This is a genomic window from Amphritea atlantica (assembly GCA_024397875.1).
GTDB classification, from domain to species: Bacteria; Pseudomonadota; Gammaproteobacteria; order Pseudomonadales; family Balneatricaceae; genus Amphritea; species Amphritea atlantica_B.
This window is the reverse complement of record CP073344.1, coordinates 301,478-317,680: the sequence shown is the minus strand read 5'-3', so window position 1 is coordinate 317,680 and position 16,203 is coordinate 301,478. Positions and strand designations below refer to the sequence as shown.

Below are 16,203 nucleotides of genomic sequence, written 5' to 3'. Positions count from 1 at the left end.
TGACGTAAAGCTAACATCTGGTAAAGAATTGTAAAGGGCGAACAAACCTGCTTACGGATCAGAATATATGTATTATGATTTGCTAATCTAATAACCACGGCTTACAGATGGACAGGTAATGGCTGAACAGCGCGCAAAATCTTTTTATCAGAATCATATACACTGGTTGCTGCCGATACTGATTTTGCTGGCTGCAGCGTTGATCGTTGTTGCCCTGATCGTCACTAAGCCAACCGCCCCCTCCCGCCCGGCCAAAGAGAAAGTCTGGACCGTTAAGGTTATCCCAGCGGAGCCGGCAGCCTATTCACCTCAGCTGTCACTGTATGGCCGGATAGAGTCGCCGTCCAGCAGCACCCTGTCCTCATCGATCAACGCCTATGTGGAAAAGCGCCTGGCCTCAGAGGGGGAGTATGTCGATGCAGGACAGCTATTGATTCAGCTGGATAACCGGGATGCCTCGCTACTGCTGGCGCAGAAACAGGCCGAAGTTGACCGGATTGAAGCACTGATTGCCGCCGAAAAGGTGCGTTACCAGGCAAACATAAAAGCGCTGAAAATTGAACAGGAACTGGTCGCTCTCACTCAGCGTACGCTGAAACGCTATCAGGACCTCAGTAGTCGCAGTCTGGCCAGTCAGAATCAGCTGGATGACGCCCGTAAATCCAGGCAGCAACAGGCGCTCTCCCTCAACAGCCGACAACAGTCCATTGATGACCACCCGAATCAACTGGCGCAACTGGAGGCCCAGCTAAAGCAGGCAACGGCTCAGCGAGACAGTGCCGCCCTTGATCTGGAACGCAGTCAGATAGTCGCACCTTTCAGCGGTCGCATAGCTGAGGTCAATATCGCCGCCGGTGAGCGGGTTCGCAGCGGCGATGCACTGCTGACGATCTACGATACCCGGGCGCTTGAAGTGCGTTCACAAATCCCCAGCCGTTACCTGCCCCAGCTACGCCAACAGCTTAGCCGTGATAAAAAGATAGTCGCCACCGCTTCGCTGGACGGTCAGTCTCTGGCACTGACACTGGAGCGTTTTGCTGCCACCGTGAGTAGCGGAAATGCCGGAGTGGATGCGCTGTTCCGCATCGCTTCCGATGATTATCGCGGCGAGCCGGGACGCTCCCTGTCGCTGGATCTGATCATGCCGGAACAGAGTAATCTGCTGGCACTGCCGCCGCAGGCGATCTTTGGCACCGACAGAATCTACACCGTAAAAGATAGCCGGCTTCAGGGCAGTACCATCGAACGGGTTGGCGACATACGTGACCGCAATGGCGAGTCAAAAGTGCTGGTGCGCAGCACCTCAATTCAGCCTGGCGAGCAGATCTTGACCACCCAGTTACCGAATGCAATGACCGGTCTGCTGGTCGAAGTGGCCAGCAGTCAGACTGACTCAAAGCCTGCCACAAAGCCCGCATCAGCGGCGGCCAGGGCGGAGTAAGTTATGCCGACGAACCATGGGCCGTTAAAAAACCTGATTACGCTGTTCACCCAACACCGTGTCGCCGCCAATCTGCTGATGATGCTGATGATTCTGGCCGGCATATGGGGGTTAAAAAAGCTCAACACCCAGTTTTTCCCGACCTTTGAGCTGGATATTATCACCATAGCGGTTCCCTGGAGTGGCGCTGCCGCAGAAGATGTCGAGAGCTCCATCATTCTCCCCATAGAACGGGAGCTGAAATCAGTTAACGGCATCGATGCCCTCTACTCAACGGCCACTCAGGGGGCCGCGTCTATCCGCCTGGAGCTGGAAGAGCACAGTGATGTAGCGTATATCCTCGACGAGGTGAAACAAAAGGTCGATGGCATCACTAATCTGCCGGCGGATGCGGAAAAACCGATCGTCCAGCGGGTGATCCGCTATGACGATATCGCCAGAATTCTTATTACCAGCAGTAGCGCAACAGCCCAGGAGCTGCGGATTCTGGCGCGTCAGTATGAACGTGAACTGCTGCAGCGGGGGATCCGGAAAATCGATTTTATCGGTTTGCCCGAAGAGGAGATCGCCATTCAGATCCCCTCCAGCCGTCTGCATGAGCTAGGACTGAGCCTCAGCGACGTCGCCCAGATTATCAACCAGCGCAGCGTAGACCTGCCGGCGGGTACCGCCGCACAGGGCGATGGTTCACGCCAGATACGCAGTCTGAGTCAGCAGCGTGATGTCGGGGGGTTCAGCCAGTTACCGCTGATTACGACCAAGGATGGCCGGTTGTTGCGTCTGGGAGATGTTGCCACCGTTGACTGGCGCAATCAGGATAACCAGACCTACCTCACCTACCGGGGCCAGCCCGCTATCCAGTTACAGTTACGCCGTACCGAACACGAAGACACGCTGAAAGCCGCCAGAATAATGCGCGACTGGCTCAGCGAACGGCAAACGACACTGCCGCCGGATATTCAGCTGATCGCCTTTGATGAGGGCTATGAGGCGATTCAGGATCGTATTAATTTGCTGATCAAGAACGGCGTGGGCGGACTGATTCTGGTGATCGCAACGCTGTTCCTGTTCCTCAATGCCCGGGTCGCCTTCTGGGTTACGGTCGGCATTCCGGTGTCATTTATGGCAACCCTGGCGGTGCTTTACGGTATCGGCGGCAGTATCAATATGATCAGTCTGTTCGGCATGATCATGGCACTGGGGATAATTGTTGATGATGCCATCGTGGTCGGTGAGGACACTCTTACCCACCTGCAGATGGGCGAGCCGGGGCTCGAAGCGGCTATCGGCGGAGCTCACCGGATGCTGGCACCGGTGATGGCATCCTCACTCACCACCATCGCAGCGTTCCTGCCGCTGCTGTTAATTGGCGGTATTATCGGCAATATTCTGATCGATATTCCCACCGTGGTGATCTGCGTCATCATGGCCTCTGTGGTGGAGTGTTTCCTGATTCTGCCCGGCCACCTGCATCACAGTCTGAAAAATGCAGCCGACCTGCACCCCTCTAAAACCCGCATCAGACTTGATAACGCATTCAATAACTTTAAGAACGGCCGGTTCCGCAGCTGGGTAGAAAACGCCATCAGGTTCCGCTGGGTAACCGTGACTACCGCCCTGGCTGCATTTATTATCGCCATCGGCCTGGTTGGCAGTGGCCAGATAAAGTTCACCTTTTTCCCGGCGGTTGAGATGGAGACCCTGAATGCCAACATTCAGTTCACCTCGGGTAGCAGTCCCGATCAGGTAGATAACTTCCTGCAACACCTGGATCAGACGCTGCGCCAGACGGAACAGGAGCTGGGCGGTAACCTGATTAAGATGGCGTTGCAGATTCATCGTAAAACCAATAGCAGCCGAACCAGTGGGGGTTCCAGTCAGGGCGATGAATTTGGCGCGTTATATGTGCAGCTCACTTCGATCGACAGTCGCGCAATAACCAATGGCGAAATCATTTCAAAGTGGCGTAGCAAGATCATCCTGCCCGCGGGAATTGAAAAGTTCACCATCGATCTGAACCGTTCCGGTCCCCCGGGCAAATCACTCGAGGTAAAACTGGTGGGCTCGGATGTCGAGCAGCTAAAGGCCGCGTCTCTGGCGGTTCAGGATGCCCTCAGCCAGTATAACGGTGTCAGCAACGTCGATGATGACCTGCCCTTTGGCAAGTCCCAGCTGATCTACGAACTGACCCCGGCAGGTAAAACCGCCGGTCTGACCCTCAACTCGCTTGGCCGCCAGCTCAGATCATCCTTTGATGGCCAACTGGTACAGATTTTTAACCAGGGCGAGGACGAGGTTGAGGTCCGGGTTGTCCTGCCGGATAGTGAACGGGATCGCTTCAGTGCGCTGGAAAACCTGCCGATACTGCTGCCTAATGGCGACAGCGCGCCATTGGCCAATGTGGTGCAGTTTACCGATAAACAAGGCCTCGACCGGTTACAGCGGGTCGATGGCCAGCTGGCGATCAAGATCACCACCGACCTGGATGAATCGGTCGCCAATGCCAATGAGATTATCGCTGACCTGGGTGCCGGTAAACTGCAACAGATCACCTCAGAGTTTGGCGTTCAGGCAAGCTTTGAGGGGCGTAACAAAAATCAGCGGGAAACCCTGGCCGATATGAAAATGGGCCTGTTGATCGCACTGCTGCTGATTTTTATTATCCTCAGTTGGGTGTTTTCATCCTACAGCTGGCCACTGGCGGTAATGCTGGCGATTCCACTGGGCCTGACCGGCGCCATTGCCGGACATCTGCTCACAGGGCAGAACCTGACCATACTGTCTCTGTTTGGTTTTTTTGGTCTCTCAGGCATCGTGATTAATGACTCCATCGTACTGATCACCTTTTTTCAGAAGCTGCGGAAAGAGGGGATGAGTATTCACAGCGCGATTGTAGAAGCCGCCTGCCAGCGTCTGAGGGCGGTTCTGCTCACCTCACTGACCACCATTGCCGGCCTGACCCCCATCCTGTTTGAGACCTCGCTGCAGGCCCAGTTCCTGATTCCGATGGCAACCTCACTGGTATTCGGGCTGGCGTTCGGCACCCTGTTGATTCTGCTGGTAGTACCGGCACTCCTGGTGATCCTGGAGAATGGTAAAGCACTGTTCAAGTCCACCCTCAGCCGCGATAAGGCCACGCTACCTTTATGAAGCAGATGACAGAGTATTACGTGCCCGGCACGCCGGGCGCGCTTTATTTAATCGGACTGCCGGATCAGACGACATGTCGATTCACATAGTTTGAGATGATCTCTCTGTTCTTACGATTCAGGCCGACAAACTTCATGCCAAACTCAAAGCGGCTCTCGGAAAGTCGCCGGACATGGACTAACCGGCACACTTCGCTCAGCTCCCCCCCGGGGATGGTAAAACTGACCACATGATCACTGATACCCCGGGCATTGGCATAACCGTTTTTTAAAACCTGTTCCAGCGCCTGGTTACCCAGGATGGCAATGCCCCCCAGGCTAATATTAACAATCCGGGCACCGGTATTATCTCCGGGAATGCCCACTCTGACTTCAAAATCCGCTTCAACCCTAGTGTGTAATCGACTATCTGTAAGCACGCTTACCAATTCCCTACTAATTTTCTGTTAACTAACATTATGTCGTTGACCGCTGAATGTCACTTAAGTGATCAGATAAACGGCAATAGATGGTTGCTTTAATTGGCCTGCAGGATTCCATCCGGTATAATTTCCGCTCTTTTGTCAGCGGCAATTACAAGGCATTTCAATGAATTCAGATCTGCAGAAGCTTCAGCCATACCCATTTGAAAAACTGGCTAAGCTGAAAGCCGGGGTAACCCCACCAACCGAGCTTGAACATATCGCGCTTTCTATCGGTGAGCCAAAGCACCCGTCTCCCGCTTTTGTGATCGATGAACTGAGCCGTAATCTGGACAAACTGGCCAACTATCCAACCACCGCCGGAACCATTGAGCTGCGCCAGACCATCGCTGACTGGGCAACCCGTCGTTTTAAGTTGCAGGCCGGCAGCCTGACCGGAGCAGATAACGTGCTGCCGGTACTGGGTACCCGGGAAGCAATCTTTGCATTTACCCAGTGTGCTATCAACCGAGCATCCGCCACCGATGCAACGCCTCTGCTGTTATCGCCCAACCCTTTTTATCAGATCTACGAAGGCGCGGCTTATCTGTCCGGTGCCGAGCCCTATTATCTGAGCTGTACTGCGGATAACAACTTTGTACCTGATTTTGATGCGGTACCCGAGGCCGTCTGGCAACGCTGCCAGCTGCTGTTCCTGTGCTCCCCGAGTAACCCCACCGGGGCAGTTACAGACGCCGCAACGCTGGCTAAACTGATTGCGCTGTCTGACCAGTATGACTTTATTGTCGCCTCCGATGAGTGTTATTCAGAGATCTATTTCGATGAAGCCAAACCACCGGTGGGACTGCTGGAAGTGTGCGCCCAGCTGGGCCGTCATGACTATAAAAACTGTGTCGTATTCCACAGTCTGTCGAAACGCTCCAACCTGCCCGGACTGAGATCGGGATTTGTGGCCGGGGATGCCAGTCTTATCGCTCCGTTCACCAGCTACCGCACCTACCATGGCAGCGCCATGTCTATTCCGGTTCAGCTGGCCAGCATCACCGCCTGGAACGACGAGACTCATGTGCTGGAAAACCGCGATAAATACCGGGAAAAATTTGCCGCTGTGCTGGAAATTCTTGAGCCCGTTATGAATGTCAGGATGCCGGATGCCGGCTTCTACCTCTGGGCAGAGACCCCGATCCCTGATGACCAGTTTACTCAGGGACTGTTTGCACAGCAGAACCTGACGGTACTGCCAGGCAGCTACGTGTCCCGAGAGGACCAGAATGGTGATCTGCCAGGCGCCGGCTTTGTGCGGATGGCGCTGGTCGCAACACTCGAAGAGTGTGTCGAGGGCGCCATGCGAATTCGCCGCTACGTTGAGTCACTCAAAGCCTGAAGGAACAGAATATGACGACGCTATACGGTATTTCAAACTGCGATACGGTGAAAAAAGCGCAACGCTGGCTAACGGCAAACAGTGTCGATTTCAGCTTTCATGATTTCCGCAAAGACGGACTGACCGAAGCTCAACTGCGTGAATGGGTTGCCAGCCTGGGCTGGGAGGCGTTGTTAAACAAACGCAGTACCAGCTGGCGCGCCCTCGATGACAGTATAAAAAACAGTATTGATGAAACCTCAGCCATCCGTGAAATGCTGGCGACACCCACGCTGATCAAGCGCCCGGTGTTGCGCCTTGGCGACCGCGTTCAGGTGGGTTTCAAAGAGAGCGAATACAGCGCTCTGTTCACATAAATTCTTAAAGTTCTATGGAGTTACAAACAATGAGTACATTTGCATTTGGTCTGGGTATCGGGACAAAGTCATCAACCGCGGAGTTGCTGGAAGTTTACTATAACTGCCCACTGCTGAACCCGTCCGAGGCACTGATAACCGCGGTTAAGGATATTGCAGGCTATACCGGCGGCAATCAGGCGATTGAACTGACTGCCGCTCAGCTCAGTGAGCTTGAAGCCGCGTTCCTGTCTATCGATGCAGAAGATCAGGCAGAGATTGTGGAGATCTGTAAGGGTACTCATCAGCCGATGATTCTGACCATTCTGGAAACCGATGCCGATCCTGAATCCACCGCAGAGGTTTATCTGAAGCTGACGCTGCTATCACAGCGCCTGGTGAAACCTCACAGCATGAACCTGAATGGCATGTTCGGCAAGCTGCCTAACGTAGCCTGGACCAATGAAGGCGCCATCTCACTGGCAGACCTGCCTAAGCGCCAGCTGGCAGCCCGCGCTCAGGGCCGCATCATCGACGTTCACTCGGTCGATAAATTCCCGAAAATGGCCAATTACGTTGTCCCTGCCGGTACCCGTATTGCCGCTACCTCCCGTGTCCGTCTGGGTGCTCACGTTGGCGAAGGCACGACCGTCATGCATGAGGGCTTTATTAACTTTAACGCCGGTACACTGGGTGTAAGCATGGTCGAAGGACGCATCTCTGCCGGAGTTGTTGTCGGCAACGGTTCTGACCTGGGCGGTGGCTGCTCGACGATGGGAACCCTGTCCGGTGGCAACAACGTGGTAATCTCCGTCGGCGAAAACTGCCTGCTGGGTGCCAACGCAGGTCTGGGCCTGCCGCTGGGCGATCGCTGTACCATTGAAGCAGGCCTGTACATCACTGCCAGCTCCAAAGTGACGGTTCTGGATGACCAGAACAACGAGGTTAGCATCGTCAAAGCAGCTGAACTGGCGGGCAAACCTGATCTATTGTTCCGTCGTAACTCTCAGACCGGTCGTGTCGAAGTGAAGACCAATAAATCAGCTATCGAGCTTAACGAAGAGCTGCACGCGCACAACTAAGCCTCTGGCGTCTCAGGGTGCTGCCAGCCGCAGCACCCAATTACTCACCTCTCCAACTGCCACCCGGCGTTAAGGTAAAACCAATGTCTCAATTCAGTGCCACCATCGAACTCGCCCAGCAACTGATCTCACGTCGCTCCGTCACCCCGGAGGATGACGGCTGTCAGGCGCTGATGATCGAACGTCTGGAAGCGCTGGGCTTTCATATCGAACGGCTGCAGTTTGAAGAAGTGACAAATTTCTGGGCGCGCCGGGGCAGCAAAGGGCCGCTATTCTGCTTTGCCGGACATACCGATGTCGTGCCAACAGGCCCGGAAGCCAACTGGGACCACCCGCCCTTTGATCCTGTTATTGAGGATGGTTTTCTCTGTGGCCGTGGCGCCGCCGATATGAAAGGCAGTCTGGCGGCGTTTATCACCGCACTGGAGCGTTTTTTAGAGCATCATCCCGATCACGATGGCTCTATTGCCCTGCTGATCACCAGCGATGAAGAGGGCCCCTTTATCAATGGCACTACACGGGTCATCGATCATCTGGAAGCCCGCAACGAGAAGATCACCTGGTGTATCGTTGGCGAACCCTCCAGCACCACCAAAGTGGGCGATGTTATTAAAAATGGCCGCCGCGGCTCAATCAGCGGCGACCTGACCATCCGCGGGATACAGGGCCATGTCGCTTATCCCCATCTGGTCGAGAACCCAATCCATCTGGCGGCGCCCGCCCTGAACGATCTGGCCTCTGAGCTGTGGGATGAGGGTAATGAGTTTTTCCCTCCTACCAGTTTTCAGATCTCAAATATTCATGCCGGCACTGGCGCCACTAATGTGGTACCGGGACAGATCGATGTACAGTTCAATCTGCGCTTCTCCACCGAGTTAAGCGCCGAGCAGATCAAGGAGCGAACCTATGAGATCCTCAATCGCTATGGCCTGAATTTCGATATCAACTGGACCCTCAGCGGCAACCCCTTTATTACCGAGCGCGGCGATCTGGTCGATGCCTGTGTCGATTCAATCAAGGCGATCACGGGCTTAGACACCGAGCTGTCGACCTCCGGCGGAACCTCAGACGGACGCTTCATTGCGCCGACAGGGGCACAGGTTGTCGAGCTGGGGCCGATTAACGCCACCATCCATAAGGTTAACGAGCGGGTGAAAGCCGATGACCTGGACACGCTGTCTTCGCTGTATGAAAACATTATGGCAAAACTGCTGGCGCGGTAACCGGAATGAACTTCGATCTGAACTGCCCTGTCTGCCTGCAACCCTTAAGTGGTGACAGCAAGCATCTGGAGTGCCCTAACCGACACTGTTTTGATGCCGCAAAGCAGGGCTACTGGAATCTGTTGTTAGCCAACCAGAAACGCTCCAAAGATCCCGGTGACAATACTGAGATGGTACAGGCACGACGCAACTTTCTCGCGCTCGGGCATTATCAGCAACTGGCAGACACCATCGCCGCCCGAGTGGCCGGGACAGCCATTGAACAACCGGCAACCCGCATCCTTGATATGGGTTGTGGTGAGGGTTACTACACCTGCCGGATGCAACAACAACTTGAGCTCAGCAGTGGCGAATATCAGCTGGCCGGTCTGGATATCTCGAAACATGCGATTAAAGCCGCCTGCAGCCAGAGCAAAACCATTACCTGGATGGTGGCTTCCGGTGCGCGGATGCCGGTGGCTGACAAGTCTCTTGACCTGATCACAGTACTGTTTAGTCGCCTGATGGCCGAAGAGTTCTGTCGCACGCTGAAACCAGGAGCGGAACTGCTGATCGCCTACCCTGGAGAGGATCACCTGATAGAGCTGCGGAACCTGATCTACGATGAGGTACGCCACTCCGGCTTTAATCCGGCAACGGTGCTGGGTGAATCATTTGAGCATATCGCCACAGAACCGGTCAGATACCACTTCACCCTGCCCGACCAGACCCAGATCAGTCAGTTACTGGCAATGACGCCCCACGGCTGGCGGATCAATCAAGCCGCCCGTGAACGGCTGGCAGAACTGAGCCAGTTGGAGCTCACGCTTGATGTCTGTCTGGCACGTTTCCGGCGGATCTGAATAATGCGCAGCCGCAGCTTCAGACAACGCCTGCGTTTGCGCCTGATTCACCGCGCCGACAACATCAGGCAAAATCTGACCATTCTGTTATGCGGTATCGGCATATTTATGATCGGTTTTATCGCTCTGGTGATTGCACAATTCATGTTAGCGGAAAGCCTGCAACGTGAAATTATCGCGCTTATCGGTCTGATTCTCGCAATTTGCGGGGCAATAACCGCAGCCTTCGGCTATATTAGCCTGAGCATCCTGCGGATTTTCCGTTTTCTGTTAACCGACCATCAACCTGAGCTGAACTCTGACAAAAGCCATGACTGAAGATCAACGCCATCCCGATATTGAGATCTACATTAAAGACCGTTCACTCGAACGGATAACCCAATGGCTGCAAAGTGTCTGCCAGTCGCTCAAGCGGGATTTTGAGCAGGGTCAGGTACACCATTTTATCGGCAGTATAGATGGCTGTGAGATCCCTGTGATGATCCATGAGAAGGTTTCAGGCAAAGCCTGGACCAGCATCTGGTTTAACTCTGACCAGACGCCATGGATCAAAGACCTGGATTGCGCAGAACAGGCGGCTCGCGAGCTGGACACCGAGATTCGCTGTATCGCCAGTGGCTGGACCACCGGGGATGACCCGGATGAATGGTGGCGGGTCGAAAAGGAGATGATCGAAAAGATCCACTGGCGCACTTAACGCTGAAACGCGCCATTGAAATACGTTAAGCTAAAGCAGGACTATTCAGCAGCGGAGTTATCCACAACCTGAAACCGCTTACGCGCGGGCGCTAAACTGCTGACCCGAACGATCGATCTCATCCAGCATCAGCCGCCCCGCCGAAGCAAGACCAATACGGGCAAAATCATCGGCCGCAGAGGCACTCCGGAGCGGCGTATGCGCCTGCACGTCAATATGGCTGAGCAGGTATGCGAAATCCCCCGGATTATTCTCGCTCACCGCACTGTTCAGACGCCCAGCCACTTCACCGGTGTACAGCGAGTCCGGATCAGGGTATGCCAGCAACTCAGGCTCAGGCAGGCTAAACCCTTCAGTTAATGTTCTGCCTTTCTGAGTCTGGTACTCTGCGGCACTGATCAGACTCAGCAGCATAGAGAACTGCGCACCACGCCCCTCATTAACCGCATGGGTTAACGAAGAGGTATAGCCCTCAATCCGCTGTTCTAACTGTTCAAGCCGTTCAATCTGCATCAGAAAACCACAACAACCAGGTTAAAATAGAGTCCGTTATAATTCGGCCTGAAACCGGATTTCTTGAGTATTTTCTGACACTTATTATATTTAAGGCGATACCGCCCCCGATTGACCTCAGATAATAGAGATCCGTTAGCCCTGCGATGGGGTTACAGTTTCAGATAGTGCATAAAGGCCCGTACCAGTTGATTGGGGCCGGCTTCAGGAGACACCACCACCGACAGCTGCCGGGACAGCTCTAATGGCGTCTGCAACAGCACCAGCTCCCCTCTGCGCAGCTCCTCATCGACCGCCAGCCGGGACAGGCATCCAATTCCAAGACCAGCCTTAACCGATTGCTTAATCGCTTCCTGACGGTTCAACGCCATCACCATCGAGACACTACCACCAACCCGTTGCATCGCCCGATCGAAAACTTCACGGGTGCCCGACCCCTGCTCCCTGAGAATCCAGCGTTGCTGTCGCATCTGCTCAACATCCAGCTGCCCCTCCCGGGCCAGGGGATGCCCATGACTGCAAAACACCTGCAATTTATCACTCTGCCAGGGAATAATCTGCAACTGGGGATGCGACGCAGGACCTTCAATCAGACCGATATGCGCCTGACCTTTCTCCAGTTTAACGATCACCTGCCGGGTATTGGCGATCTGCAAGTCAGGTTCAATCTCTGGAAACTGCTCAAGGAAACCCGCCATCAGTCCTGGAAACAGATAACTGGCGATTGTCACACTGGCAGCTACCCGGAACGGACCACTGAGGCCACAGCTGTAAGGTGTTTTAAGGCTATCAACGTTTATCAGAATATCCCGGACCCGCGGCAGAATATCCCGCCCCATATCCGTTATAACCAACTCTCGGCTGTTACGACTGAACAATCGGTAACCCAGCGCCATTTCCAGCTCTTTCAACGCCTGACTGGCCGCCGACTGGCTGAGCGCCTGCTCATCAGCTGCTGCGGTCAGCCGCCCCAGACGAGCGGTCGCCTCAAATATTTTCAGTTGCCTGAGAGACATACTCATTATTCGGTTTTTCTTATATCAAATATTAAAAGCATCCATTTTACTTAAGCCTATGGAAAATGGAAGATAGTCTGCAGTGACCCATAACGACCAGCAGCGGATAACGGCTGCCGTTTAACGTCGGCTTACAGTGCTTCTAATAGCGTTTTAGAAAGTAGAGTTACGCATACCGTCCCAACCAAAATCGACCCGAGTCTGAGCCATGCCAAGATTTATCCTGCTTCCTATTATTGCCATTTTGGCGCTTGGGCTGGCGAGCCTGGATCCCATCGCTGAAATAGGGCTCAGCGCACTGCCGCTGGCCATTGTTCTGGGAATGCTCCGGGGCCACTTCGAGCACCGAACGCCCACCACAGATGACTGCCGCTTCACCCTGTTCTGCCAACAGCGTTTACTTCGTGCCGGTATCGTACTGTTTGGTTTTAGTCTGAGTCTGGAACAGATATTGGCTGTCGGCTGGCAGGCACTGCTACTGGATGCCGCCATCATTGCCACTATCTTCACTGTCGGCACCTGGATTGGCATACGATTTTTCAAACTGCATCGCGATGTCGCCATGCTCACCTCGGTTGGCAGCGCCATCTGCGGTGCGGCAGCGGTACTTGCAACCGAATCGGTCCTCAAGCCCAAACAACAGCATGTCACCGTTGCGGTGGCCAGCGTCGTCTTATTCGGTACTCTGGCGATGTTCAGTTACCCATTAATTTATCAGTTTGCCGATATGAGTGAACAGGCGTTCGGTATCTATATCGGCAGCACAGTACATGAGGTAGCGCAGGCGGTTGCTGCCGGAGAATCGATCAGCGGTGAAACACTGCAGACGGCAGTCGTGGTTAAACTCATCAGAGTGATGATGCTGGCCCCTTTCATCCTGCTGCTGAGTTCAGGCCTGAACCGTGCTGCTGCAAACAAGACAGAGGGTGGAAAAATAATAATACCCTGGTTTGTGTTCGGCTTTATCGCCGCGACCGCAGTCAACAGTGTGGTAACAATACCCGAATCATTACTAGGTGCGCTTAAACTGAGCAGTCAGTTCAGCCTGGCGCTGGCGATGGCCGCTCTAGGCCTGCAAACCCGCTGGATAACGATAAAACAGGCGGGACCCAAGCCCCTGTTGCTGGCACTGATACTCTTTCTGATGCTGATTTTCGGCGGCTACTTTCTGAATCTGCTGCTGATTATTGCTTAGCTTAAGCGCTTTACTTAACAGCCTGTTGACGAGCGCGACTTATCAAAGCCCCCGACGCAAAGCAATCGGGGCACAGAGATACCGTTAAGACTTAACGTACTCGATCGCATTAATATACCAATACGCTTCACCGGCTGGCGTCTTAACCAACACCTCATCACCCACCTCTTTTTTCAACAGACCTCTGGCCATAGGCGAATCGATAGAGATGTAATCTTTGCGCTCAAAAATTTCATCGTAGCCGACAATACGCAAACGCTTGGTCTCACCGGCATCGTTCTCAATCTCAACCCATGCACCGAAGAAAACTCGGCCTTCCTGCTCCGGCGCATAATTGACAATGCCCAGCTCATCAATACATTTACGCAGGTATCTGACCCGGCGATCAATCTCCCGTAAACGTTTTTTATTGTATTGATAGTCCGCATTCTCACTGCGATCCCCCAGACTGGCAGCCCAGGTAACCTTCTGAGTGACCTCGGGGCGCTCTTTTCGCCACAGAAAATCCAGCTCCTCTTTGAGCTTGTCGTAGCCTTCCTGGGTAATTAATCGTGCTCGCATCGGCCAATAGTACCTTCACATCAAGATCTGCCGTTCTGTTAAGTATCGCTATAGCGGCAGATGTTATGCTGCCTGATCAGGCAGTCCGGGATAAGGAGTGCATTTTTACCACAGAGGACTCTGAGAGCACAGAGAAAAAGTGTGAGCCCGCAGAGCTAACAGCTCTCGTTTTCCAGGACTGTACTGTCTCGCGCGGCGTCTGAATCGCGCCCTATTTTCAAGAATAGCCCCTCATCCGGCATCTGCTACAACTTTTGGCCATAAAAAATCGCCTAACCCCTAGTCAAGAGTAGCGGCTTAATTCAGAAGTCATAGACCTTATTTGGGCGTCGTATAGGATTACTGCGCGCTGTGCGCTTGCCCTTCAGGCCATCGTCGCAGGCTCCGATGTTTTCTCGCTACGCTCGGCTCGAACCTATATGTTTTAAAAACAGGTTCTCATCCTATATGTGCCACAAATTTCAGGCATAAAAAAACCACCCTACGGTGGCTATTTATTAGAAGTGGTGGGTCGTATAGGATTACTGCGCGCTTCGCGCTTGCCCTGCGGGCCATCGTCGCAAGCTCCGATGTTTTCTCGCCGAAAAGCAGCTCGAATCGAACCTATATGTTTTAAAAACAGGTTCTCATCCTATATGTGCCACAAATTTCAGGCATAAAAAAACCACCCTACGGTGGCTATTTATTAGAAGTGGTGGGTCGTATAGGATTCGAACCTATGACCAATTGGTTAAAAGCCAACTGCTCTACCAACTGAGCTAACGACCCACACCGAACTTCTTTTTCCCCATGCCCACTATTCTCCTGAGAGAAAGTGGTGGGTCGTATAGGATTCGAACCTATGACCAATTGGTTAAAAGCCAACTGCTCTACCAACTGAGCTAACGACCCGTTGTGGCTCCTCGAGCTGGACTCGAACCAGCGACCAATAGATTAACAGTCTACTGCTCTACCAACTGAGCTATCGAGGAACAACGTTCTCACTATGGCGGAGGGGCAGGGATTCGAACCCTGGGAGGGCTATTAACCCTCGCTGGTTTTCAAGACCAGTGCTTTCGACCACTCAGCCACCCCTCCAGTGAGGTGGCGTATATTAAAGGATTCCGTGTTTGTGTCAATACTGTAGAAGGCAAAAAGTTAATTTTTTGCAGAATTTTCCCAGATCAGAGTGCCGATAAATATCAGCACCGTTCAGCTCATTCCCAGACTGTACTTCTCGCCATAGGTTTCACTGCGCCGATACTCCCCCGGTGTCATTCCGGTCCACTTCTTGAAAGAGCGGAAAAACGCTGAAGGTTCATCAAATCCCATCAACGCCGCCACATCATTAATCGACAGTTGCGGGGAGTCCATATAGTTTATCGCCGCTTTCTTACGACACTCATCCTTAATCTTCTGATAAGAGCTTCGCTCCTCTGCCAGACGGCGGCGCAACGTTGAAACCGACATATTCAGTTTGAAGGCCACCTCTTCAGCCCCCGGCAGTTCACGGCTAAAATCCTTACCTAACATCGCTTTAACCTGCGAGCGCAGGCTCTGATCGTTATCCACCATAACAATCAACTGATAAGGTGCAGTTTGCAAAAAACCCCGTAAGCTTTCGTCATCCTGAATAATGGGGTAATCAAGATAGCGGGCAGGGAAAACGATCGCATTATCGTGCTGATCAAACTTCACCTCCGACTGAAACAATGTTTCATAATGATAGCTGTCCTCCTGACGGGGAAAGGTAAAATAGGCCGCTTTCAGATCCAGCCGGGAACCAATCAGCCAGCTAATAAAATGGTGCCACATCGACAACCCGGTACGAACAACAGCAGGCGCCTCATTCTGCAACATTTCACGCACCTCTTTGCCGGGTACGGAACTGACCGGCGCAAAGGAGAGCTTGGCGTATCGTCCCTTGCGTACCAGACGGGGCTTTACCTTAGTGCCGCGACAAATCTCATAAAAAGCACTGCACCGATAGATCGCCCGCTCCAGCGTCGGACAGTGAATGATAGCGTGGCACATCATCCGGAAAGTACCATTAGGTACCCGCCCTCCCGACACCATACCAAAGGACTCATCCTGTGCCGTCCACATGATCCGCTGGTATAGCTGACCGAATTTGATAGCAGAAAATTCAGTTCTTTGTTCAATTTCTGTTGGCTCAATCCCGACAACAGCCAATAACTCATCAAGGTTGTAGCCCTGTTTCTCAACCTGCGACAGAAGATAGCGGACATAACCTGTTGGAACGGTGATGGTCTTTTCCATCTTTTCATCTCAACTTTTCTGTTATTTTTGTAATTTAAATCAATTCAGATAGTTTTCTTTTAACTTATATCATGCACAACGAAA

The 16,203-nt window shown here is 53.2% G+C and carries 15 protein-coding genes, 4 tRNA genes and 2 other RNA genes; 10 read left to right on the top strand and 11 right to left on the bottom strand.

Annotation, left to right across the window (positions count from 1 at the left end; all coding sequences use genetic code 11):
* The first annotated feature begins 118 nt into the window (after nt 1–118).
* Nucleotides 119–1,441 (top strand): efflux RND transporter periplasmic adaptor subunit, encoded by a 1,323-nt coding sequence (locus tag KDX31_01270; GenBank protein ID UTW03702.1) that lies wholly within the window; start codon nt 119–121, stop codon nt 1,439–1,441.
* A 3-nt stretch (nt 1,442–1,444) separates the two neighbouring features.
* Nucleotides 1,445–4,591, top strand: a complete 3,147-nt coding sequence (locus KDX31_01265) for an efflux RND transporter permease subunit (GenBank protein ID UTW03701.1) — start codon at nt 1,445–1,447, stop codon at nt 4,589–4,591.
* A 64-nt stretch (nt 4,592–4,655) separates the two neighbouring features.
* On the opposite strand, the gene KDX31_01260 is transcribed toward KDX31_01265, so the two are convergent.
* The gene (locus KDX31_01260) at nt 4,656–5,009 is read right to left on the bottom strand and encodes a PilZ domain-containing protein (protein UTW03700.1); all 354 of its coding nucleotides are present in this window, start codon (nt 5,007–5,009) and stop codon (nt 4,656–4,658) included.
* 169 nt (nt 5,010–5,178) lie between these two features.
* Between KDX31_01260 and dapC the strand changes: the two genes are divergently transcribed.
* The 7 genes from dapC to KDX31_01225 all read left to right on the top strand — a co-directional run bounded on the left by dapC (nt 5,179) and on the right by KDX31_01225 (nt 10,575).
* A complete protein-coding gene (gene dapC / locus KDX31_01255) occupies nt 5,179–6,396 on the top strand; it encodes a succinyldiaminopimelate transaminase (protein ID UTW03699.1) in 1,218 nt (405 codons plus the stop codon).
* A gap of 11 nt (nt 6,397–6,407) precedes the next feature.
* Nucleotides 6,408–6,752 (top strand): ArsC family reductase, encoded by a 345-nt coding sequence (locus KDX31_01250; GenBank protein UTW03698.1) that lies wholly within the window; start codon nt 6,408–6,410, stop codon nt 6,750–6,752.
* 29 nt (nt 6,753–6,781) lie between these two features.
* The gene (gene dapD / locus KDX31_01245; GenBank protein UTW03697.1) at nt 6,782–7,813 is read left to right on the top strand and encodes a 2,3,4,5-tetrahydropyridine-2,6-dicarboxylate N-succinyltransferase; all 1,032 of its coding nucleotides are present in this window, start codon (nt 6,782–6,784) and stop codon (nt 7,811–7,813) included.
* An 83-nt stretch (nt 7,814–7,896) separates the two neighbouring features.
* Nucleotides 7,897–9,036 carry a succinyl-diaminopimelate desuccinylase gene (dapE, locus tag KDX31_01240; GenBank protein ID UTW03696.1) on the top strand — a complete coding sequence of 380 codons (1,140 nt, stop codon included), beginning with the start codon at nt 7,897–7,899 and terminating at the stop codon, nt 9,034–9,036.
* A gap of 5 nt (nt 9,037–9,041) precedes the next feature.
* The gene (locus tag KDX31_01235; GenBank protein UTW03695.1) at nt 9,042–9,878 is read left to right on the top strand and encodes a methyltransferase domain-containing protein; all 837 of its coding nucleotides are present in this window, start codon (nt 9,042–9,044) and stop codon (nt 9,876–9,878) included.
* Between the two features lie 3 nt (nt 9,879–9,881).
* Nucleotides 9,882–10,196: a hypothetical protein gene (locus KDX31_01230; protein UTW03694.1), complete on the top strand. Its 315-nt coding sequence runs from the start codon at nt 9,882–9,884 to the stop codon at nt 10,194–10,196.
* A complete protein-coding gene (locus KDX31_01225; GenBank protein ID UTW03693.1) occupies nt 10,189–10,575 on the top strand; it encodes a hypothetical protein in 387 nt (128 codons plus the stop codon). The genes KDX31_01230 and KDX31_01225 overlap by 8 nt, the downstream gene beginning before the upstream one ends.
* Nucleotides 10,576–10,653: 78 nt before the next feature.
* Here KDX31_01225 and KDX31_01220 read toward each other — a convergent pair whose 3' ends face one another.
* Together KDX31_01220 and KDX31_01215 are read right to left on the bottom strand one after the other, a co-directional pair.
* Complete coding sequence (locus tag KDX31_01220) at nt 10,654–11,088, bottom strand: hypothetical protein (GenBank protein ID UTW03692.1); 435 nt, start codon at nt 11,086–11,088, stop codon at nt 10,654–10,656.
* 152 nt (nt 11,089–11,240) lie between these two features.
* The gene (locus tag KDX31_01215; protein ID UTW03691.1) at nt 11,241–12,110 is read right to left on the bottom strand and encodes a LysR family transcriptional regulator; all 870 of its coding nucleotides are present in this window, start codon (nt 12,108–12,110) and stop codon (nt 11,241–11,243) included.
* Nucleotides 12,111–12,312: 202 nt separating this feature from the next.
* On the opposite strand from KDX31_01215, the gene KDX31_01210 reads away from it, so the two are divergent.
* Entirely contained in the window at nt 12,313–13,299 is a 987-nt protein-coding gene (locus KDX31_01210; GenBank protein ID UTW03690.1) for a YeiH family putative sulfate export transporter, read from the top strand.
* Nucleotides 13,300–13,383: 84 nt separating this feature from the next.
* Here the strand turns inward: KDX31_01210 and greB are convergent, their stop codons facing one another.
* The 8 genes from greB to KDX31_01170 all read right to left on the bottom strand — a co-directional run bounded on the left by greB (nt 13,384) and on the right by KDX31_01170 (nt 16,119).
* On the bottom strand, nt 13,384–13,860 hold the full coding sequence (gene greB, locus KDX31_01205; GenBank protein UTW03689.1) for a transcription elongation factor GreB: 477 nt from the start codon (nt 13,858–13,860) through the stop codon (nt 13,384–13,386).
* A 322-nt stretch (nt 13,861–14,182) separates the two neighbouring features.
* A non-coding RNA gene (locus tag KDX31_01200) (RtT sRNA) lies at nt 14,183–14,323 on the bottom strand.
* Nucleotides 14,324–14,364: 41 nt separating this feature from the next.
* Nucleotides 14,365–14,511, bottom strand: a non-coding RNA gene (locus tag KDX31_01195) — RtT sRNA.
* A 41-nt stretch (nt 14,512–14,552) separates the two neighbouring features.
* Nucleotides 14,553–14,628 (bottom strand) — tRNA-Lys (locus KDX31_01190).
* Nucleotides 14,629–14,675: 47 nt separating this feature from the next.
* Nucleotides 14,676–14,751 (bottom strand) — tRNA-Lys (locus tag KDX31_01185).
* A 4-nt stretch (nt 14,752–14,755) separates the two neighbouring features.
* Nucleotides 14,756–14,831, bottom strand: a tRNA-Asn gene (locus tag KDX31_01180).
* A 15-nt stretch (nt 14,832–14,846) separates the two neighbouring features.
* Nucleotides 14,847–14,937, bottom strand: a tRNA-Ser gene (locus KDX31_01175).
* 114 nt (nt 14,938–15,051) lie between these two features.
* Entirely contained in the window at nt 15,052–16,119 is a 1,068-nt protein-coding gene (locus tag KDX31_01170; GenBank protein ID UTW03688.1) for an AraC family transcriptional regulator, read from the bottom strand.
* Between the last annotated feature and the right edge of the window lie 84 nt (nt 16,120–16,203).